At 38.3% G+C, this 21,244-nt stretch carries 20 protein-coding genes; 7 read left to right on the top strand and 13 right to left on the bottom strand.

The window, feature by feature from the left end; all coding sequences use genetic code 11:
* Nucleotides 1-236 precede the first annotated feature (236 nt).
* Both FBD94_RS09050 and FBD94_RS09045 read right to left on the bottom strand, forming a co-directional pair.
* Nucleotides 237-1,355, bottom strand: a complete 1,119-nt coding sequence (locus FBD94_RS09050; RefSeq protein WP_136879961.1) for a FecR family protein — start codon at nucleotides 1,353-1,355, stop codon at nucleotides 237-239.
* Nucleotides 1,356-1,430: 75 nt separating this feature from the next.
* The gene (locus FBD94_RS09045; RefSeq protein ID WP_136879960.1) at nucleotides 1,431-2,003 is read right to left on the bottom strand and encodes an RNA polymerase sigma-70 factor; all 573 of its coding nucleotides are present in this window, start codon (nucleotides 2,001-2,003) and stop codon (nucleotides 1,431-1,433) included.
* A 186-nt stretch (nucleotides 2,004-2,189) separates the two neighbouring features.
* Between FBD94_RS09045 and FBD94_RS09040 the strand changes: the two genes are divergently transcribed.
* Entirely contained in the window at nucleotides 2,190-3,233 is a 1,044-nt protein-coding gene (locus FBD94_RS09040) for an NAD(P)-dependent alcohol dehydrogenase (RefSeq protein ID WP_136879959.1), read from the top strand.
* A gap of 105 nt (nucleotides 3,234-3,338) precedes the next feature.
* Here the strand turns inward: FBD94_RS09040 and FBD94_RS09035 are convergent, their stop codons facing one another.
* From FBD94_RS09035 to FBD94_RS09020, 4 genes are all read right to left on the bottom strand, one after another.
* Nucleotides 3,339-4,226, bottom strand: a complete 888-nt coding sequence (locus tag FBD94_RS09035) for a hypothetical protein (protein ID WP_136879958.1) — start codon at nucleotides 4,224-4,226, stop codon at nucleotides 3,339-3,341.
* Nucleotides 4,227-4,392: 166 nt separating this feature from the next.
* Entirely contained in the window at nucleotides 4,393-5,310 is a 918-nt protein-coding gene (locus FBD94_RS09030) for a bestrophin family protein (protein ID WP_136879957.1), read from the bottom strand.
* A gap of 60 nt (nucleotides 5,311-5,370) precedes the next feature.
* Nucleotides 5,371-5,718: a DUF4180 domain-containing protein gene (locus tag FBD94_RS09025; protein WP_136879956.1), complete on the bottom strand. Its 348-nt coding sequence runs from the start codon at nucleotides 5,716-5,718 to the stop codon at nucleotides 5,371-5,373.
* Between the two features lie 31 nt (nucleotides 5,719-5,749).
* Nucleotides 5,750-6,391 (bottom strand): DUF6266 family protein, encoded by a 642-nt coding sequence (locus tag FBD94_RS09020; RefSeq protein WP_136879955.1) that lies wholly within the window; start codon nucleotides 6,389-6,391, stop codon nucleotides 5,750-5,752.
* 438 nt (nucleotides 6,392-6,829) lie between these two features.
* Here FBD94_RS09020 and FBD94_RS09015 point away from each other — a divergent pair, with 438 nt between their 5' ends.
* Nucleotides 6,830-7,576, top strand: a complete 747-nt coding sequence (locus tag FBD94_RS09015; RefSeq protein WP_136879954.1) for a hypothetical protein — start codon at nucleotides 6,830-6,832, stop codon at nucleotides 7,574-7,576.
* A gap of 16 nt (nucleotides 7,577-7,592) precedes the next feature.
* The gene (locus tag FBD94_RS09010; protein ID WP_136879953.1) at nucleotides 7,593-8,468 is read left to right on the top strand and encodes a DUF808 domain-containing protein; all 876 of its coding nucleotides are present in this window, start codon (nucleotides 7,593-7,595) and stop codon (nucleotides 8,466-8,468) included.
* A gap of 48 nt (nucleotides 8,469-8,516) precedes the next feature.
* Here the strand turns inward: FBD94_RS09010 and FBD94_RS09005 are convergent, their stop codons facing one another.
* Nucleotides 8,517-8,777 carry a hypothetical protein gene (locus FBD94_RS09005; protein ID WP_136879952.1) on the bottom strand — a complete coding sequence of 87 codons (261 nt, stop codon included), beginning with the start codon at nucleotides 8,775-8,777 and terminating at the stop codon, nucleotides 8,517-8,519.
* Nucleotides 8,778-9,058: 281 nt separating this feature from the next.
* Between FBD94_RS09005 and FBD94_RS09000 the strand changes: the two genes are divergently transcribed.
* The gene (locus tag FBD94_RS09000; protein WP_136879951.1) at nucleotides 9,059-10,534 is read left to right on the top strand and encodes a tetratricopeptide repeat protein; all 1,476 of its coding nucleotides are present in this window, start codon (nucleotides 9,059-9,061) and stop codon (nucleotides 10,532-10,534) included.
* Here the strand turns inward: FBD94_RS09000 and FBD94_RS08995 are convergent.
* Complete coding sequence (locus FBD94_RS08995) at nucleotides 10,527-11,195, bottom strand: 1-acyl-sn-glycerol-3-phosphate acyltransferase (RefSeq protein ID WP_136879950.1); 669 nt, start codon at nucleotides 11,193-11,195, stop codon at nucleotides 10,527-10,529. The genes FBD94_RS09000 and FBD94_RS08995 overlap by 8 nt on opposite strands.
* Nucleotides 11,192-12,013 carry an alpha/beta hydrolase gene (locus FBD94_RS08990; RefSeq protein WP_136879949.1) on the bottom strand — a complete coding sequence of 274 codons (822 nt, stop codon included), beginning with the start codon at nucleotides 12,011-12,013 and terminating at the stop codon, nucleotides 11,192-11,194. The genes FBD94_RS08995 and FBD94_RS08990 overlap by 4 nt, the downstream gene beginning before the upstream one ends.
* A gap of 307 nt (nucleotides 12,014-12,320) precedes the next feature.
* Here FBD94_RS08990 and FBD94_RS08985 point away from each other — a divergent pair, with 307 nt between their 5' ends.
* Entirely contained in the window at nucleotides 12,321-12,767 is a 447-nt protein-coding gene (locus tag FBD94_RS08985; protein ID WP_205945864.1) for a DinB family protein, read from the top strand.
* 36 nt (nucleotides 12,768-12,803) lie between these two features.
* On the opposite strand, the gene FBD94_RS08980 is transcribed toward FBD94_RS08985, so the two are convergent.
* Nucleotides 12,804-14,612: a serine hydrolase gene (locus tag FBD94_RS08980; RefSeq protein WP_136879947.1), complete on the bottom strand. Its 1,809-nt coding sequence runs from the start codon at nucleotides 14,610-14,612 to the stop codon at nucleotides 12,804-12,806.
* A 167-nt stretch (nucleotides 14,613-14,779) separates the two neighbouring features.
* On the opposite strand from FBD94_RS08980, the gene FBD94_RS08975 reads away from it, so the two are divergent.
* Together FBD94_RS08975 and FBD94_RS08970 are read left to right on the top strand one after the other, a co-directional pair.
* Nucleotides 14,780-15,085, top strand: coding sequence for an ArsR/SmtB family transcription factor (locus FBD94_RS08975; RefSeq protein ID WP_136879946.1), 306 nt, complete (start codon nucleotides 14,780-14,782; stop codon nucleotides 15,083-15,085).
* Between the two features lie 15 nt (nucleotides 15,086-15,100).
* On the top strand, nucleotides 15,101-16,207 hold the full coding sequence (locus FBD94_RS08970; RefSeq protein WP_136879945.1) for an NADH:flavin oxidoreductase: 1,107 nt from the start codon (nucleotides 15,101-15,103) through the stop codon (nucleotides 16,205-16,207).
* A gap of 65 nt (nucleotides 16,208-16,272) precedes the next feature.
* Here the strand turns inward: FBD94_RS08970 and FBD94_RS08965 are convergent, their stop codons facing one another.
* The 3 genes from FBD94_RS08965 to FBD94_RS08955 form a co-directional block, all read right to left on the bottom strand.
* Nucleotides 16,273-18,066 (bottom strand): cytochrome-c peroxidase, encoded by a 1,794-nt coding sequence (locus FBD94_RS08965; RefSeq protein ID WP_136879944.1) that lies wholly within the window; start codon nucleotides 18,064-18,066, stop codon nucleotides 16,273-16,275.
* A gap of 71 nt (nucleotides 18,067-18,137) precedes the next feature.
* Nucleotides 18,138-19,619 carry an alkaline phosphatase PhoX gene (locus FBD94_RS08960; RefSeq protein WP_136879943.1) on the bottom strand — a complete coding sequence of 494 codons (1,482 nt, stop codon included), beginning with the start codon at nucleotides 19,617-19,619 and terminating at the stop codon, nucleotides 18,138-18,140.
* Between the two features lie 97 nt (nucleotides 19,620-19,716).
* Complete coding sequence (locus FBD94_RS08955) at nucleotides 19,717-21,237, bottom strand: hybrid sensor histidine kinase/response regulator (RefSeq protein ID WP_136879942.1); 1,521 nt, start codon at nucleotides 21,235-21,237, stop codon at nucleotides 19,717-19,719.
* Nucleotides 21,238-21,244 lie beyond the last annotated feature (7 nt).

Below are 21,244 nucleotides of genomic sequence, written 5' to 3'. Positions count from 1 at the left end.
AAAATAGTTAATTTCATAACCAGAGGAATGGGGATACGGCACTTGGGCCAACACAGATTTTTAGTATAAATTTTATACATTTGAGTAGTTTGAATTGTAAATGATAAGTTGTCGATAATTTATTACCTGAAATTCGAACCTTTGCCAGAAGTGTTTCCCGCACTTCTGGCTTTTTATCGAATTTATCCAGGGACAGCTTAGGGTACTTTTTCTTGTCTTTTCATGGATTAATTGGTTTATGGGTTAACATTGTTTTGTTTCATTACAATAATTTTATTGCCTTCAATTTTAAAGCTGGCAGCACCAGTTAGCGAAATCATATCCAGTACTTCGGAGACATTACTATACCTGTTAATGGTTCCCCATACAGCCTTTTCAGAAAGGTCATCGCGATAGACAACCTCTACGTTGTACCATCTGGAAATTGCCCGCATAATGCTCGACAGCCGCTCGTCCCGAAAGATAAATTCTCCATTTTTCCAGGATACTGCTGCTGAGGTATTGACTGAAGTCACTTTGATGCCCTGGCTTACAGCTGCCTGTTGGCCGGGTTTTAATATCATTTGTTCAGACTTCGCATTCATATGGCTGGTCGTAACAATCCTAACACTTCCCTCAAGTAGGGTTGTTTTTACTACGGGTTCATCTGCATAGCTATTGATGTTAAAATGAGTACCAAGTACTTCCACTACCTGTCTGCTTCCTTTTACATGAAAAGGAAGTGATTTATTATGGGTCACTTCAAAATAAGCTTCTCCATTCAGCATAACTGTTCGTGAACTCCCTTCAAACCTGGAAGGAAAGCTAAGGGAAGAGGCCGCATTCAGCCAGACACGGGTCCCATCAGGAAGGACTACCTGGTAAGTGCCACCTTTTGGTGTACGCATGGTCAGGTTGGTAGCGGCTTTTAAATCCGTCCGGTCCGGCAATGCTGTCCCGTCATCATAAATTAAGGTGCTGGCATTGGTAATTAATCCGCTTTTTGCATCGCTCAGTGTAATAGTCTTACCACTAGCAAGGGTTAAAGTTGCCGTGTTTTTGCCGGCTACAATCGAGTAGGTGTCCGTCGGACGCAGGTCAGGCTTTTGGAGAAAATAAATGGTCAGACTAGCCACCAGGATAACTGCTGCCGCTGCTGCTATTTTAGACAAGTGCTTTTTAAGCGGGTGCTGTTTTTTTAAATATAGGTTTGTGCTGATCTGCTTCAGGTTTTTGTCCAGGTCTTCTTCGCTTATGGTGTACGGGCTGTCGTTTATCTGCCTGATGTACCAGCTTTCCAGGAAGGCTTTTTCATCCGCATTCAGTGCTCCGGTTTTATACTTTTCGAGAAGTGTTTTTATTTCTTTGTCGTTCATATTGCAGGATTGTTATCCTTTTATATGACTAAGACGGGATGACTGGTAAAAGGTTGTAGATGAAAATTGAAAATTTTAGAAAAAAGGGAAAAATGCAAGTATGAAGTTTATTTTTAGCCTTAATATCCGCACTGCATTATAGACCTGCCGCTTAACGGTTTTGTCTGATATTTCCAGGTGTTCCCCAATCTGTTTATAGGTCAGATCCGTAAATCTGCTCATGTCGAAAACTTCTCGCATTTTAACAGGGAGGGCAGAAATTTCTTTTTCGATGATGGCATTTAATTCTTTTTCCCTGATGGTATTATCTGTAATGTATTGGCCTTGATCGGCGAAATCACGTAGAGAATCGAGATACTTGTTTGCCACTTTTTGGTGGGCAATGAAATCAAAAATCCTGTTTCGGATAGCCTGGTATAAATAGGCTGAAAGGGAGGTGCTTAGTACGATTGTTCCTTTTTTTTGCCAGAGCGTCAGAAATAATTCCTGGATGATGTCGCTTACTTCTTCTTGATCGTTGATGATGCGAATGGCATGTCGGTACAATACAGCTTTATAGCGTTCAAATATTTCTGAATGGGCAAGCTGGTCACCATTATTGAGCATAGCTACCAGTTCAGGATCAGTAAAATTGCTATACTTGGCCATTTTTTATATTATCCCCCAATTGCAATGTCGTAATTATTTGCAAATAAGCGCATAAATTATGAGAGGTATATTATGCATTTGTTAAGTTTATAATTTTGGGGTAGCAATTATGCAAAAAATCGTCATAGTATATTCAAATATTTGAATTGCCATTAGCATACTTTAACAATTATCTATCTTTATAATATGATAGAAACAAAAGGATACGCAGCGCAAAGCGTAGATACAGATTTAGCTCCATGGGCTTTTGAACGCCGCGAAGTCGGCCCGCATGATGTACAGTTTGATATCTTATTTTGTGGGGTTTGTCACTCAGATCTGCATCAGATTAAAAACGACTGGTTTCCAGGTATATTTCCAATGGTTCCCGGACATGAGATTGTTGGCCGTGTAGTTAAAATTGGCGACCATGTGAAAAATTTCAAAGTAGGTGATCTTGCCGGTACTGGATGTATGGTAGACTCTTGCCAGGTTTGCGAAAACTGTAAGAAAGACTTGGAACAGTATTGTTTAGAAGGTAATACGGGTACCTATAACAGTTTAGAGAGAGACGGTAAAACACCAACCTATGGCGGTTATTCCAATACCATAGTGGTTAGGGAAGAATTTGTACTGCATGTATCAGACAAATTAAACTTGGCTGCTGTAGCGCCTCTATTGTGTGCAGGTATTACTACTTATTCTCCTTTAAGACATTGGAAAGTTGGTAAGGGGCATAAACTTGCCGTATTAGGCCTTGGTGGATTGGGACATATGGCTGTTAAATTTGGCGTAGCCTTTGGTGCTGAAGTAACTGTGCTAAGCACGTCACCTAAAAAGGAAGAAGATGCAAAAAAATTGGGCGCCCACGGTTTTGTAGTTACTACCGATGAAGCACAGGTTAAGGCTGCAATGGGCACATTCGACTTTATCCTGGATACTGTTTCAGCAGAGCATGATTTTAAAATGTATTTATCTTTACTGAAAACCGATGGTACGCTGATCTGTGTGGGTGTTCCATCTAAACCAGCAGAAATCCCGGCTTTTAGTTTATTAGGCGGCAGGAAAAGTGTTGCTGGTTCTGGTATAGGAGGCATTGCTGAAACTCAGGAAATGCTTGATTTTTGTGCAGCGCATAATATTGTTTCTGAGATAGAAATGATTGATATGAAAGATATTCATACTGCTTATGAACGCATGGAAAAAGGCGACGTACGCTACAGGTTTGTAATTGATATGGCAACGCTATAATTGATTATTAATTTGTAATATATAGTTTCATTTTTAAAATTATCTTAAAAAAGCATTCAAAGAGCGCGCGCCTTTTTGAATGCTTTGGTTATTCCTATAGCTAAACTATGGGCAAGTAGCGCTTCCTTCTGCAATGCAAAAATTAGCAAAGCGAACGTCTTCATCCCTCAATTGGGAAGGATTATTCAGACTGCGGTAAATTCCCCATTTTGGTCGGCAAAAAGTTGTACCTGTTCTCCATAAGTCCATATTGGAATTGCTATAGGACATCAAACTTGTACCATCACTTACTTTATTGATCGCGATGTTATAAGTTCCGGAAGAACCAAATTTAATGGTTTCTACAACTTGTACCCAATTGCCTTTGAAAGGTGCCAGGTTAACAATTTTAACTTTAGTGGTTGTACCTGAAGAGTTGACGTGAATAAGCTCCATTTTGTCTGTATTATTAGCTCCATAGCGTGGCGTAATGGTGATTAGAGGAGCGTCTGCATCACCATCACCGGCTTTGATCTGGTGAAGGTGGGTAAAGCTGGAAGAAGCTTTAAAACCGGCATCTATCTTAAATTTCCAGCGATACGTAACGGTTTCACCATTAGAGGCTTTAAGGTTCGCCGGAGACGAGCCGTAAGTTTTAATTTCCGTACGCTGACGATCGGTGGCCACACATCTGTCATCGTCTAATACAACATGTGCGGAAAATACAAATACATTGGTATTGAGTGCGGAATCAAACACCTCACTGATGTGGTTCTGGGCATGCCCACAATCAGGTACTTCATAGGCTGTTCCGCCCAGTACGCTATTGAGTAAACTGTAGGTACTTCCCGGGCCATCGGCATTTAAAGTCACACCAACTGCTAAGATGGAAATATCAGAAGTGGTTTTAGTGGTTAACTGCAGGGATGCCGGATTTTCGGAATTTTGGATACCTCTTTCACAAGAACTAAAAATAACTCCTGTCAGCAATAAGCTTAAACATTTAACTTTCATTGAGAATTAATTTAAAATTATGGTTTACAAATAGTTAATTTGTGAATCGGCCAATTACACCATATAAATTTTATGATTTAATTTTAAATTATCAATAACTTAATGAAATTTATTTAATCAATAATATAAGCATTTTATTAAACCTAAATAGCATTTAGTTAACAAATTAATCAATGATACCACCATTTTGAGGTTCAATTTTGGGTAGTCTTTCACCAGCCAATTCTAATAATGTAGTTTCTATCATTAAACACATTGAATTAAGAGCAAGGTCATTTGCTTCGGTTCCAAATGGTTGTTCGATCTCATCGGCAATGGCCTCAAAGGCTACAAACGTATAAGCTATAAAAACGACGATAAGGGGTGTGAGCCATTGTAGACTATCTACTAAGCCAAAAGGCAATAGAAAACAGTATAAATAAACTGTACGATGTAATAAAACACGATAACTATACGGTATAGGAGTAGATATAATTCTTTCACAACCACCTACTATATCCGATAGCTTGTCCAGATTTTCGTCAAATCGGGCTTGCTGAATGGAATCGATTTTATTATCATTTTTAATATTTTTTATCCATTCGGCCATGAGTTTCATGAGCATGACTGGTTTAAATTTTGTTGGTGCTATGATCTTAAATTGTTCTTCGCTAAGGCGGGTTTTTAAATCTAGGCTGGCGTCGGTGTCCCTCAGTTGATGTTTTAATGCGTAAGTAAAAGATATCAGTAACTGAATGAAGTTAGTACTGAGCTTATTATCTGCCGTAATATTGGGTAGGGTTATAGCTTGACGCGCTAACGATCGGGTATCATTTAACAAAGCTCCCCAAAGTTTTCGACCTTCCCAAAAACGATCATAACTAACATTGTTGCGAAAACCAAGGAACAGTGCAAGTACGAATCCAAATAAAGTTAATGGGACCGGATTTAGGGGGATCTTGAATGAAAAAATGGTTCCACGAAGCCATACTACACATATGGATATGATAAGTAGCAAAATTAGTCGCGGGAGAACTGTTGGTAGTACAGATCCGTGCCATATAAAGAGCATTTTAAACCAGTGTTCCTTCTTTCTTATTATCATTTGGTAAATTGTTTACTAAGCAAAGGTAGGTCTCTGGTCGCATCTTTACTTTATAAATGGTCAATAATGGCTTTCTGAAAATGAAGCAAGAAAGTTTATTTGTTTGCCTTTGTTGCTTTCATATATGAAATCTTTAAGGCTTTGCCCTGGGTATTTGCTAAAATCGCCGACAATGATAAGCCGCATTTTATAGTTGATAAACTTTTGCAGGATTTCTCCCGCCAGGCGGGTTTTGAGATCAAAAAAATCTGGTGTTACATTCTTTTCAAAAAGTAAAATCCGATCGAAACCTTGATAGTATATGTCAACAATTAGCTGTAGGGTATCCTCAGCATTAACAATCAACAAATCATCGCTGATGATCTCTGCGGTTTTAAGGTGCGCTGTCTGGTGGCTGATGATTCTCATGGTTGGCATAAGCGAAAATAAAAACTATTTGTTATATAACAAGGTTACCAAGATATATACTGTTGCTTATGCTTCTTCTATCATCTGCAACAAAAGACATGTAGGCATGAAGTTGCAAGCCTTTTATTTCTGTGGGCATTTCTAAAAAATCTGTCTCTTCTGTGATTCTGGCACCAGTAAATTGGTAAAATGATTCTCTTGTCTCTTCGACATAAACCAATACCATTACTCGTGCTCCTCTGTTGCTCCAGTTTAATGCGGTGTTGTAAGTCCAGTTAAAACGAACGCCGTTGCCTTCGGCTGTTGCTTCTGGGTTTAAGGGCAGCTCAATGATTCCTTGAGTTAAGCGCACTGCTGGGTAATTAATGCTGATGTCTGGATATTCGCCATGGAGTGCATGTAACAGTTGATAGGATTTGGCAGCATTGTTGGGCGAGAAGGGCCGACCTTCAGCTGCTGCTTCAAAACCTATTCGAACATAATCCGTCATACTGTTGATGAAATTATTCACTACTTTCATTCTCTTTCTTTGAATTTTTTCTCTTGGGGTTGGGGGAGTTGTACGTTTTCTTTTCTTCCCCCTAATATAGGCTTCCCCGTATCTTACATAACCCTCTACTGGACCTGCATTACCATGAAAACCACCCAAAATACCATTATTAATTCTTGCCATAATTTTTTGTTTTTTTTCCTAATGTATGCACTAAGATGCTGATTGTCAATTTGCATGCTTTTAGCTGATTGTACTTTGAGGTAATTTAATTCACGATATATTAAGGGATGTTACGCGGCTGTTAACCGGACACTACCCGGATCCAGCCAAGTAGTGTCCGGCTAATGTCCGAGTAACGTCCGGGTAATGTCCGGGTAAATAGGGGTTGCAGACTGCCCTTTTAGAGTTAACTATAAAGAAACTTTTAGTGTGAAATTATTTGAATGTAACATCCTGATTACAGAGCAGAAAGTCTGTTTTTTTTAACAATTGTTAACTATTCTGATTGATGTGGGTGTCATAAAAGCATCGATGTTTGGACGGTCTTTAAATTAGTAAAGGTTATTGATGGGCTGAAACTAATGCGTTATCTTTATGATCTTAGAATTTTGTTATACTATGAAAAGATATCTTTTACTACTTCTATTATTCACGACATTATCGGGATATGCTCAAAACACGATCAACAACTACAAATATGTATTGGTGCCGGAGCAATACAGTTTTTTTAAAGAGGCACACCAGTATGGCCTAAACAACCTAACTAAGATCCTGTTGGAAGAAAAGGGTTTTACGGTTTATTTTGATAATAAGGATTTGCCGACCGAGCTAGCTAATAATAAGTGTAAGGCATTGAATGCCAATGTTACCGAGAAAAAAGGAATGTTTACCACCACACTTACACTGATATTAAAAGACTGCCAAGGTAATGTGATTTTTAAAGGGAAAGAAGGTAAAAGCAGAGAAAAGGAATTTAATGCTTCTTATAATGAAGCTTTAAGAAACGCCTTTGTTTCTTTAAATGAGCTTCCTTATACTTTTACTGCCGAAGCGGGAAAGGTTGAAAGTGTAAAAGCTGTGGAAGTTGGTGTAGCACCTCCAAATCAACCACCGGTGGTAGCAGCAGCCGCTGAAAGTACCGAACCTTCAGGAACATTATATGCCCAGGCAACAGCAAATGGCTTTCAGCTGATAGATACCACGCCCAAAAAAGTGATGACTCTTTTTAAAACCTCAGTACAGGATTGTTTTATAGCTGACAATGGTCAATCTAAAGGAGTGGTACTGAAAAAAGATGGGAAATGGTTTTTTGAATATTACAATAATGATAAACTGATTTCTGAAGGCTTATTGATTAAGTTTTAGTGTTGATCGTATAAATATGGCTTCAGGTTTTTTTGCAATTTTAGATGATATAGCTGCTTTAATGGATGATGTCGCGGTGACAGCTAAAGTGGCGACGAGAAAAACCGCAGGTATTTTGGGTGATGATTTAGCCGTGAATGCAGAAAAAGCTACAGGTTTTCTCTCTTCACGGGAATTGCCTGTACTTTGGTCAATTACTAAAGGTTCTTTAATTAACAAGCTTATTATTGTTCCTATTGCATTATTACTAAATGTATTTTTTCCTATTGCTATTAAAGTTATCTTGGTTTTAGGTGGATTTTATTTGGCCTATGAGGGTGTTGAAAAGATAGTCGAGTACTTTTTTCATCGCCCAAAAGCAGGTCATCAGGTGATCGCGGAAGTTAAACAAGATGGGAATGATGCCGAAAAAGCAAAGATTAAATCTGCTGTAACAACCGATTTTATTCTGTCTGTAGAGATCGTAATTATTGCATTGGGAACTGTTTTGGAAAAAAGTTTAATGTTACAGATTTTAACTGTTTCCATTGTTGCACTATTGGCGACAATTGGTGTTTATGGCATTGTTGCACTTATTGTAAGAATGGATGATGTTGGCCACAAATTAATTAAACGTTCCAATGATAAGGGTTTATTCGCAGGTATGGGGCTTCTATTGGTTAAATCGCTGCCTGTTATTATCAGGATGCTAAGTGTCGTAGGAACAATTGCATTGATCTTGGTTTCAGGTGGAATTTTTGTTCACAACATCGAATATTTGCACCACCTACTTCCTAATGTAGCTTCGATAATTAAAGAGTTTGCGATTGGAATGGCCGCTGGATTAATTGTGGTTGCAATTTTAACGATTGGTAAAAAAATACGCTCCTTATTTAAGCGTGATGTTGCTTAAATAAGGATAAATTTTTATTAAAATATGCCGGAAATATACTGATTGAAACTAATAAGTAGGCTTCCAGATTTTAAATTTATTCTCGTTTGTTCCTCCGATTTCTCGAATAACAAGACATAGGTGATCTTCTCTTTGAGGGAAGTATTTGTCAATAATAAGCTGCGTTTGTTGTATTAACTGACCGAGATGCTGTTCAAAATCTATATTCTTAACGTTTAAGATAACCTGGTTCATTCTGGCAGAGATGGTGCATTCGAAGGTGAATTCTTTTTTGAGCGCTTTTACTACTTTTGATCTCAGTTTTTTCATTGAATTCGGATTATTATTATAGGGTTAATATATCGAACTATTATCAACTTTAACGCTACCTGCTTCGAATAATTGTGTAGGGAAATGTCATTCTTTAATGTTGGTATGCGTATTAGCAATGTTTCCAAAATAGGAAAAATTCACGAGAAGAAATGTAAGTGCTTGATTCATTTCGTGTAACAAATTTGGGGTGATCCCCTAATCGTGAATACCAGTTGTTATTGTGAATAACTTGTATATTCGTATAGTTTAAATCCTTAATCATTTTTACTAAGATTTTCATGTCCCGTAAATTCTTCTTTCTACTTTTCTTTGCCTTTTGCCATCTTTCTTTAAAAGCCAATTTCGTATTCAATGCCAACGCCGCAGAGGCCTATAAAGCAATATTTGATCTGAGATTAAACGATGCTAGAAGGTACATCGCAGAGGAGAAAAGAAGTAACCCACAAAATGGTATCTCGGTTCTTTTGGACAATTACGTTGATTATTTTCATTTGCTGACTTCAGAAAATAAAGCAGATTATATCAAGTTTAAAGAGCGACGGGCACAAAGGATAGATGCTTTGGAGGATAATGACGAGCAATCGCCATATTATTTGTTTGCGCAGGCAGAAGTATACCTACAGTGGGGATTGATCAAAGCAAAGTTTGGAGATTATACTGCTTCGACGATGGATTTAAAGAAAGCGCAGAATCTGCTTAAAAAGAACAATGAAAAATTCGGCACCTTTCTCCCCAATCAGAAAAGTATGGGACTGATAGAAGTCGTATTTGGGGCCATTCCATCTAACGTAAAAGGAATAGCAGATTTTTTAGGTGTTAGAGGAAATATTTCGACAGGGATAAAGCGATTGGAGACGTTTAAATCAAATATTAAGGGAACTAAATATAGTTTCTATAATGATGAAGCGATTTTCTTATTATGCTTTATGGATATAGATATCTTACACAGGAGGGACAGCTATACGAAGCTTAATTCTTTTTTAGATGACATGGGTGACAAAAGTTTACTAAGGGCATACCTGCAAGGTTATGTTGCATTTAAAACAGGGAAAAATGATAAAGCGATTTCATATCTGGAGAACATTCCAAAATCGAACCTGTATACGCCAATGCCAACTATCCAGTATTTATTGGGAAATGCCAAATTATGCAGAATGGATAAAGATGCTCCTGTTTTTCTGACCAATTATTTAAAAGAGTACAATGGCACGAATTACATTAAAGACACTTATTTAAAGCTGGCCTATTATTACCTTTTAAAAGGAGATATGTTAGGGTATACAAATTATCTTAAACTGGTTCGTACGAAGGGATATGCGACTGATGAGAAAGACAAGCAGGCATTGAAGGAAGCAAATGAGGCCAAGCCAGATGTTGATCTTCTAAAAGCCAGGCTTTATTTTGATGGCGGTTATTACAATAAGGCTTTAGAACAAATTAAAGATAAGTCGAAAGATGAGCTGAAGTCCCTACGTGACCAGATAGAACTTTATTATAGGATGGCAAGGATATATGATCGCTTGGATATTTTTGGTCAGGCTGTGTTGAACTACCAGAAAGCAATCAATTTAGGTAAGAAAGAAACATTTTACTTCGCAGCCAATTCTGCTTTATTTTTAGGGATCCTTTATGAGCAGAAAAATGACGATGCTAAAGCTAAGTATTATTACAACATGACCTTGGGTATGAAAGGCCATGAATATCAGAATAGTATTGATACCCAGGCCAAGGAGGGACTCGCAAGAATTAAGTAGTCCCGTAGGACATAGGCTCTTTAGTAAACCTGATGTTCTTCTCTATAGACGCCCGGTGATGCTGATTTACTTGTTGCTTTAAAGATTCAAAATCAAATGCTTCACCAGTACCGCAATCCAGCAAATTGTAATATAGGGATGGCTTGGTGCTTTCAAAATATTCAATCAGATTACTACTCCAGATGAGTTGGCATTTTCCTTTTACTTTTGGAATAATCTGTTTTAAGCCATCCTGAAACTGAATGTGTCTTACCTGACTACTTTCCAGATTTCCCTGAGGGTAGAATAGTAACACGTTACCCGGTTTAGACAGGATTTCAGCGGCATAGTCGAAACTTTCCTTAATAGAGCGTTTTCCGGGGTCAACAGAGAAACTGCCACAGTACCTGAGCCATTTGTTTTTCTCCATTTGTTTTTTCAACGACATGATATAAAGCTGCTTCATCCCATTTTTTTTCCGAAGGGCCTTATCACACAAATGATAGGCAATAAGTCCATCAAGAAAGCTAAAATGATTGCACATCAGGAGGTAGGAGTGGTCTGGTTTGATGTCAATATTCCTAAGAATAATCTTGTTGAAACGTCTTTTAAAGAGCCAGCTAATGATCTTAGTTCCACACTTAAAAAAAAATGGATTTAAGGGTTTTGCTTTAATAATCATAATAGGGAAGCTACTAATTGATTTACAAAATTCTGATTGATCATTTCATGACTTTCATCTAATATCAACACCTTCCCAAGTTTGTATTTGGCAAAGAATGCCTTTCCAATAGTAGGCAAATACATTTTATCATACCTGCCAAATATAAATATACTTTTGATCTTGTGTGTCGTCAATGATTTAATCAGTTGCGCTTCATTAGTCTCCAGAAGGCGTAGATAGGTGAAACAGGCATATAAAGCAAACCTTAGCTCATAGGTAACTACTTCCTGATGAAGAATATCGCGGCTTTTAGGATCAATAAGTCTAATTCGTGTACAAAAATCAATGATATTAATCATTGCCTTTTCACTGAGCATTAGCTTTTCCAGGATCATATTACCAGCTTTGGTTTTCCCAAAAAATCGGACTAGTAGACCGGGATTTATGGAAGATGGTGCGGCTACAATATATTCTTTGACCATTGCCGGCAGTTCCTCAACAATTGTTGTCGCATAGTGGGAGCCCATTGAATATCCGATCACCGAAAAGGATTCAATTCCTTCCTGCTTACAGAAGGCACTGATCATTGCAGCAAGTTCCTTTTTTTGCAACCCTTTTTTTATGGTAGCCAGGCTCTGGTCTTTCAGTTGAGTTTCTTTATGGAAAAAGAGATCAAAACTCCAGAAAGTATACTGATGCCCAAGTTGATTGGCTATCAGTTTAAACTGTCGTCCATGCATTCCAAGTCCATGAAAGCACAGCATATGTTGTGTTCCGGAACCAAACTTATAGAAGTGTAGTTTTACGAATGGATTTTCAAAGTAATTTTCAGTCATATCAGCTCAGCAATTGCCATGGCATAATCTCCATCAAGTGAAAACGGTGAACTAACTCAAAAAAGATTTTTTAGTTGTCGAGTAGCGTTTTTTGTGTAATGATTACACTATGAATCTTTACATACAGATACATAGGGCGCGATTATGGCCAAATATGCTTATTTTTTTTGAAGATTTATATTTCCTCATAAAATAAACTAAAAGCCTTATCTAAGTTAAAATTTTATTTGTTTCCTTTATATTTAAATCCCAATAGAATCTATAAAACCAAAAAGAGCAAGAGAAGTTTAAAAAATAAAAAATGACTATGTTAAGCAAATTCTGTAAATACAACAATTGGGCAAATTCATTTTTATTAGATACGCTAATTGCCAATTCTAGCTCACTTCCCGAATCATGTATTTCGCTGTTCAGTCACATTGTAAATGCGCAAACAATATGGGTTTCTAGAATTAATGGTATCACACCAAGTGTAAATGTTTGGCAAGTAAACGATTTGGAGACTTGTAAAGTGCTGCTTGAGGAAAGTGTAAAGGCATTATCCCAAATAGACTACTCGGAAGTGACAGCGTTGCCGATTATAAAGTACACAACCACAACTGGTGATTATTACGAAACAGCCATTTCTGATATTTTGCTCCATGTTTTTAACCATGGTACTTATCACCGCGCGCAGATCGCTAAAGAAATGAAATTGAATAATATTAAACCTGTTAATACAGACTATATCCAGTTTGTGAGATTAAAATCATGAGCTCATATTTTGAGCAGTTTAAGAAAAATTTAATAATTATTCATTTTTCCGAGTTGCTTTGAAAGTTCCATTCGGTTGAATAAAATAAATGGCTTCAGCTTTTCCCTCAGCATTGAGTTCAAACCTCACACTAAAGCCTTTCATGGTCTTTAAATCAAAGTTGTGATTTCCCAAAGCAATCGTTTCATACTCTGGTTGTCCCGGTAAATAAACATAGAGTACCTTTTCTCTAACCGACACCTTGACTTGTGTAGTTACGAGCGTGTAATCTCCAACATATTGTTCAAGTGTTTTAGCATCCAAATAAACCACTTTAGGTTTCAAGGAAAAAATTGCAGGCTTCATGCCAGGCTCAATTGAAGCGGATAGGTTTTCTATTTTGCCATCTACATTTGTGCTGAAATTAAGTTTTAAGCTGTTTTCGGATGTATCTGTCTTTCCATACTTATCGATCAATTTCCAATCAAAAGTATCATAATGATAATGCTTTAACCAAACGTTACGCTTCCCCACTTTTGCTAGCAAGGAATCATTTTTTAAAGAAATATCTACCAAGCCATATGCCGGATTGGTAAATACACCAGTGTATTCTGTTAATGGATGTGACGGTTTGGTATTTAGAACTTGCATTAAATCTGTCTCTTTTTTAGTCGTATTGATTTCCTTAGCCTTTAATTTCGCTTTAATCACCTTTCCGTTCCAATCAATAGGTTTTAATTTAAATAACTTATCAACGATGCTATTCAATACAATTGTTGGAACCTGAGATGTGTTTTGATTCGTTAGTACAACAACGCCGAGTTTATCGGTTGGGAAAAAGGAGACGCTAGCGCTAAAGCCATCTATATTTCCACCGTGTTCTACCTTATAATGCCCTCTATAAGAGCTGATGATCCAGCCTAAACCGTAATTGGCCATATAAATGTCCTTCTCTGTTGTGGGCAACCCGCTGCCAATAACCATCTGGGAACTTGCTGCTTCAGTAATATATGCAGGTGACAAAATCTCTTTGCCTTTATAATTACCTTTAGCTATCCATAGCTTTATCCAATTGGCCATGTCGTCAGCACTACTGTTAATAGCCCCGGCCGGCCCCATACCACTTATATCATAGTAATCCATTTTTTTAATCTGATTATCTTCCAGCTTATACGGCAGGGAAGCAATGGAATCATTCTGAAATTCAACTATTGAAGTATTTGAACGTTTCATTTCCAGCGGTACAAAAAAACGATCTTTTATGTTCTGTTCCCAGGTTTTACCAGTTAACTTTTCTGCAATCATACCTTGCGCCAAATACATGAAATTATTGTATTGCCACTTTTCCCGCAGTCCAACATTAGGTTCCATATACTGCACTCTACGGATCATGCTATCGCGACTACTAGTATTAAAGAGATACCAGGATAAATCATAACGAGATAAACCTGTACGGTGTGTCATCATATCACGTATAGTAATCTGGTTATTCATATTTTCGTTAAAAAAACGCAACTGTGGAAGATAAGATACTGCATTGCCATCAAGAGACAGCTTTCCTTCTTTTTGCAACATTCCCAGTAATGCAGCCGTAAATGCTTTGGAACTTGAACCTATTGCAAAAAGTGTATTTGATGTGACAGGTTTCTTGTTCTCTAAATCCCTATAACCAAATCCCTTACTATAAATAACCGAATCTCCATCCACTACAGCCACAGAAAAGCCTGCAATTTGTTGATCTTTTAAAACTTTATTTAATAAAGAATCGATTCCCGCTAAACGAGTATCTGTTGATTTAATCTGTTCCTGTGCAATAGTCTCTAAACTAATGCATGATAATAGGAATAAGGTAAGGATGTATTTCATAGTCTGAACGTTAGAAATAAGAAAATTTATTTTTTCTCCCTAATATAAATATACGATATTTCCAGATAATATTAATTGGCGCATCGGGAATATCCGATATTATCATGATGGCGTCATCTCTTCTTTCTAAATAGGGATATCGGAAAAAGTCGATATATATTTGTGCTATGAATTCGAAACAGTTAGAAATATTTAAGGCACTTTCCAATAAGACGAGGTTGGAGATCTTGCAATGGTTAAAAGATCCTGAAGCAAGCTTTCCAGCACAAGTTCATGCGGGCTTCGAAGTTGGGGTTTGTGTAGGGGAGATCCAAAGAAAAGCAGGACTTACCCAATCTACTGTTTCCGAATACTTATCTATTCTTCAACGTGCTGGCCTGGTAGAATCTACCAGGGTAGGGCAATGGACCTATTACAAACGTAACGAGGTCGCTTTTGGGGAGTTGAGCAAAATTATCCAATCTGATATTTAAAACAAAATAATAAATATGAATACTGACAACTTATTCAGACCCTTTAGTCTGAAATCATTGAATATAAAAAACAGAATTGTAATGGCCCCTATGACGCGGTCATTCTCACCAAATGGAATACCTACTTCAGATGTAGCCGCTTATTATCAGAAAAGAGCGGAAGGTGAAGTTGGCCTAATTCTTTCTGAAGGAACAGTGATTGATCGTGTTGCTTCTTCTAACGATGCTAATGTTCCTCATTTTCATGGAACAGCGGCCTTATCGGGTTGGGAGAACGTAATTAAAAGCGTTCATGCAGCAGGAGGTAAGATGGGGCCTCAGATCTGGCATATGGGGATTATGGATAACCACCATTCTGGATGGGTACCGTCTGAACCATTTGAAGGTCCTTCAGGCATAAACAGACCAGGCTTCAACAATGGAAATACCATGACAGAAAGCGACATCACTGAAGCAATTTTGGCCTATGGCCGTGCAGCAGCAGATGCGAAACGTTTGGGATTTGATACTGTTGAGATTCATGGTGCCCATGGTTACCTGATCGATCAGTTCTTCTGGGAAGGTACAAATTTACGTACAGATGGTTATGGTGGTCAAACCTTGCCAGAACGTAGTCGTTTTGCGATTGAAGTGATCAAGGAAGTACGGAGACAGGTAGGAGAAGATTTCGCAGTCATCCTTCGTTTGTCACAATGGAAACCTGCCGATTATACCAACCAAATGGCAAAAACACCGGAAGAACTGGAAGCATGGTTAAATCCTATGGCTGATGCGGGTGTAGATATTTTCCATTGTTCCCAACGTCGCTTCTGGGAACCAGAGTTTGACGGTTCTGACCTGAACTTTGCTGGATGGGCAAAAAAGGTAACTGGAAAGGCAACAATTACGGTAGGTTCTGTAGGCTTGAACGGTGAATTTTTAGCTGCTTTTGCTGGCGAAAGTTCTGAACCAAGTTCTTTAGAGGAGTTGATGCGTCGTATGGATAGAGGAGATTTTGACCTTGTAGCTGTTGGAAGACCGTTGTTATCGGATCCAAACTGGGTAAGGAAAATCAGAGAAGGAAATACTGGAGCGTTGAAAGGCTTTACAAAAGCTGCACTTAGCGAGCTGGTTTTAGATTAATCAATACTTTCTTGAAATAGAAAAGGCCTGGCATAAGAAATTATGATCAGGCCTTTTTATTTTATCTATTGATCATCTAGTGTTTTTAGAAAAGAGATGATCTCATGGATCTCTTTTTTGCTAAGGTTCAGTGGGCTCGGAGATAAAGTCTGGTTATCCAGCGCTATGCCGATTCCTGCTCCACCGCCACGATTGTAAAAATCCAAAACTTCTTCTAATGTCTTGTAAATACCATTGTGCATGTATGGAGCTGTTTTAGCAACATTGCGTAGGGTTGTGGTTTTAAAAGCATATTTGTACTGGGGGTAAGGACTTAATGTAAAACGCCCAAGGTCTTTATCTATTTGTGCGTTTGCGGTATCAGCATGTGCTGGTACGCCTAATACTTCAGCCTCGCTTTTAAGAAATAAGGGCGCTTGGGTACCATTGAATAATGGAGCAAAGTGGCAGCTCCCGCATTTTGCTTTGCCCATAAATAGGTTGAAACCGGCTTTTTCTTCAGGATTAAGTTGCTTTTTGTCACCCTGCATATATTTGTCAAACCTCGACGAAAAAGGTGTCAATGAACGTATATAGGATGCCAAAGCATGTTGAATTTTCCAGGGATTTGCTGTCCTTGTACTGTCATTAAAAGCGATATTAAATGCTTTTAGATAGGTTTTGTTATTGTTTATGCGTTTGGTGGCTTCGGTTAATGAACCGTCCATTTCGTCTTTATGATGCACTACATCTAATGCCTGATCCTCTAATGAACCAGCTTTAAGGTCGTAGAAGAAACCGCGTTGTAAGCCAGCATAGGTTAAAGTTGGCGTATTTCTTAGTAAGAACTTATTACCATTCAAGCCTGGGGCAGCAGTAAGGCCATCTGTAAATGCTTTTCCTTCATGGTGACAGCTTGCACAGCTTCTGTTTCCCCCATTTGATAGGATAGTACTGTTGAAAAGTAATTTGCCCAAAGCGATTTTCTCTTTAGAGATGTACTCGGTGTAATTGCCCACAAATTTATTAATGTTAAATGCATCTTTTTGGAACAGACTGGTGGCATTATCATGTAATGCAGAGCCACTGCTAGTCGTACTGACATTAAGTTTTTTACGCAATTGAGCTATGCCATTGCTTATAGGTTGTAAATGGTCGGTAATGAAGGCCATACGATCCAGGCTATTGAAATCAGTAGTTTTGTTTAAATGTATTATCGCCGTTTTAACCGGTGTTAGCAATTCCGCTGTGGCGTTGTAGTTTTTTAATACCTCTTGTATACCTGTTAAAGCTGCTGCGGCCTCAGGTAAAGATTGTAACGCAGAAGGGGTGTCAAAACCGGTAATACCCAGACTGGTAATTCGAAAAATCTCCAATCTTATGGCATCAAATATTTGTGCATCGGTTATTTCATATTGTTCATTGAATCTTGCAACGCGTTTAAGATTTATCTGCATTTTTCTTACTTCATTCAATAAATGATGATAACTTTCCGGACTTGGGCTGGTATAGATCAGCTCTTCCATAACCTGGAAGCCAGTAGGTTCCTCAATCAAGTTTTCACCGAGTTCAATCTCATCAATTGGAGCTCCATTTAGTAATGAAGAAGTTGAGGGAAAGAAATATTCAATATAGTATTCCATCTTTTTATATTCAGCTCTGGATAGAAGAAAGCTGGCTTTTATGGCTTTTTCATCCTTTTTCTCTACTGCGGGTAAAAGGTTATGGTCTACTACTGACTGTAATTTTAACAACTGGGTATCGAAGCTGGATTTAACCTCTTCTGAGGGAATAGGCTTTTTTACTGTGCAAAAGATAGATAGAATGGTAGTGATGGTTATTAAAACAGAAAATATAATGAGTTTAGAATTGCGGATCATGTGGCGGTGTTGTTAAACAAAATATCCCTCCTCGGGATTTAGCCGGGAGGGATGGTATGAATTAGAGATGATTATTTTGCTACTCCGCGAACGATAACTACTTGTCCACCTTCGCTGTTGCTGGTCAGACGAGCTGTTCCACCATCCGCATTAGTAAATTTTGTATTTGTCCAGGTATGGGGATGCAGGTTAACAATAAAACTATCTGGAATTCCGATAAGCGCAGATACATCATACATTGCACCATATTCCCAAGAACTTAATAGTGTGCTGTTTGAAGGGTTGTATTTAGCATTAAATGCCGTTTCATTTCTGCGGTGGTTCATTTGTAACATCGGTTTTAATGATTTGCTAGCCATGCTAAACTGCCAGATGGTACCATCATGATCATTGTTTTTATAAAATGAATCTCCATCCTCTTGAATGTAAACATAGTTTTCAGTTACACATAGGTTATCAGGGTTTACGATACTGCTTCCAGGATTATCGCCACCGTCTACCGCAACCTGAAGTTTACCTTTCAGCGGGTTGTCGGCATCTAAAACCAGTTTGTATACACGGCCCCACATTGTTTTTCCACTTACTGGTGTTATTTTATCGGCCTGACTTACTCCGGTAGCCGTAAAGTAAACTTCACGTCCGTTAGCAGCGCTACCTTTTCTGTAATCGATATCTTCAACACGGGCAAGCATTAATGCCTTTTTATCCACAGTTTGTTGTTGTAATTGTACTCCTGTACTGGTTTGCACATTGTCAAGTTCTACAAACTCAACATCGTAAGTAGTTCCTTTATACATACTGGTTTCTACCGGGTCGTTATTTGTGCGTTTTAGCACATATACTTTTCCGTTGTTCAGGTCACCTTGTGTATTGGATAGATACATCGCCAGCTGTCCGTCTGTTTCATCTTCGCCAATCAAGATCACTGTCTTACCAGGATAGGCTCCTTTTGGAAGTGGTACCGCATTTTCAGCACTCCATCTGCCAAGGGCTTTCACTGTTCTCTGTTGATTTTTCTTATCTGGAGTGGCTAAAGGATCAATGGCATGAATCATAGATTCAGAACCACTTTCTCCAGCCGTTAGGAAGGTCGGTTTAGCAAAGCCATGTTCCTCTGGAGTAGCCATTGTTGCAGAACATAGACGAGTCATCCCACCATCAGAATCAACAATGTATTCACCTTTGATCGGCTTAAAGTTTTTATCAAGATAAACTCGCGATACGGATTGCAAAATCTCATGATTGTTGATCATGATGAAGCCTTCACCTGAAGGATTTTTTATAACTCCAGCGCCATCAGGCTGAGCCCCGAAGATGAAATTTGGAGATTCTGGCAATACATCATCACTGCTGATCAATGTTGTGATCTTAAGGTTCTCGAATCCAGACATGGTTTTCAACAACGAAGGTGTTACAGAATAATCTTTAAGCAAGTCAGGAATTTCCTCTATCACTTTTTTATCCTTTTTACAAGCTGTTACTGCAACCGCTGCGGCAACAAAACCAGCTATGGCAAATGCCAGTGTTTTTCTTTTGAGTAGATTTTTAGTCATAGTTTGTTTTTGTTTTCTATAGCAAACCTACGTGACTAATATTGTGAGAGCTTTAAGGTTATGTTAATTAAAAAGATATGATGAATTTGCGCTGTGCCTAAAGCGGTAAGGTAAACCAAAAAGAGCTTCCTTTATCTAACTCACTTTCCACACCAATTTGTCCATTGTGCTTATTGATGATTTCTGCGCAAATGTACAGCCCTAGTCCTAAGCCAGTATAGTGGCTTTCACTATTTTTTGCACGGTAATAACGGTCAAAGAGATAGCCTAATTTTTCCGGAGAGATGCCCGGACCATTGTCAATAACCGATACTTTGACCATATCATTTACTTCCTCAATTGAAATGATAATTTCTTTTGATTTTGGCGCGTATTTTATGGCATTATTGATGAAGTTAATCACGATCTGTCCAATTCGAACGACATCTGCATGCACTTTAACTTGCATGTCTCCTTCGATTTTGATGGTATATACACCTTCAACTTGGATATCATGGCAACACTCTTTGATCGTTTCAGATAGAACAAAATGTTGTTGATTGATGTGAAGCTGCCCTTGACTCGCCATACTTGAGTTTAATAGATCTTCAATAAGCGAATCTACTTTACTCAAACTCTTATTCGCGTATCCAATGAGTTTGGATAGCGTGGGTGAGGGAGGGTTATCCTTTATTTTGTCCAAAAACTGAAGAGATGCCTTTAAGCTGGTTATTGGCGTTTTGAGCTCATGACTGGCGATAATGATGAAATCATCTTTATGTTGTTGCAACAATTTAATTTCCTGAATATCTGTAGCGGTGCCCACCCAAAGTTGCATTTTGCCCTGTTGGTCGGTAATCGGCATTAAGCGGATCAGATGCCACATATAAAGTCCATCCATACGCTTTACGCGGATTTGGAACTCGCCGCCATCATTCGTCCTCAAGATTGATCTGAACTGCTTAAAACCCGTCTTAAGGTCGTCAGGGTGGACTACAGTTTTAAATCCCCCTAACTGAGTTTGCCCATTGTCCAATCCCGTATAATTATACCATCGCTGATTGTAAAAGACAACCTTACCACCAACAGTGTTGGTCCATGCAATTTGAGGAATGGTTTCCATCATGCTTCGAAACCTACTTTCACTTTCTACCAGCGCTTTTGTACGATGAACTACCCGGGCTTCCAGCTCCTGATTTAGGTCCAGAAGCTCTTGGTTAAGGAGCTTTAACTTTTCATCAGTTAGTATTTTTTCTTTCCTGATCTTGGCATCATTTAGTGCCCGGTCAATTTTAGTCGACAGCGTAAATAATTTATTCTTTGATACATAATCGGTAACGCCAGCTTTAATCAGCTCAACGGCATTTTCTTCTCCAATAATACCAGAAACTATAATAAATGGGATATGTGGATGCTTATCCTGCTTGATTCGGAAAGCTTCAACTGCGTCAAAAGAGGGGAGCGAATAATCAGATAATATGAGATCTGGATTAAAGCTATGGAGGGCATGCTCAAATGCTATACGTGTCTGGACAACTTCAGCGGTAAAACTTAATCCTGATTTTTTCAATTCACGGTTAAGTAGATCAGCGTCACTTTCATTGTCTTCGAGAATAAGTATTTTAAGTTCTGGTGCCATTGCTTTA

Origin of the sequence: Pedobacter hiemivivus (assembly GCF_005144565.1) — a bacterium.
GTDB classification, from domain to species: Bacteria; Bacteroidota; Bacteroidia; order Sphingobacteriales; family Sphingobacteriaceae; genus Pedobacter; species Pedobacter hiemivivus.
The sequence above is the reverse complement of the archived record's forward strand: the minus strand, read 5'-3'. Positions and strand labels throughout refer to the sequence as shown.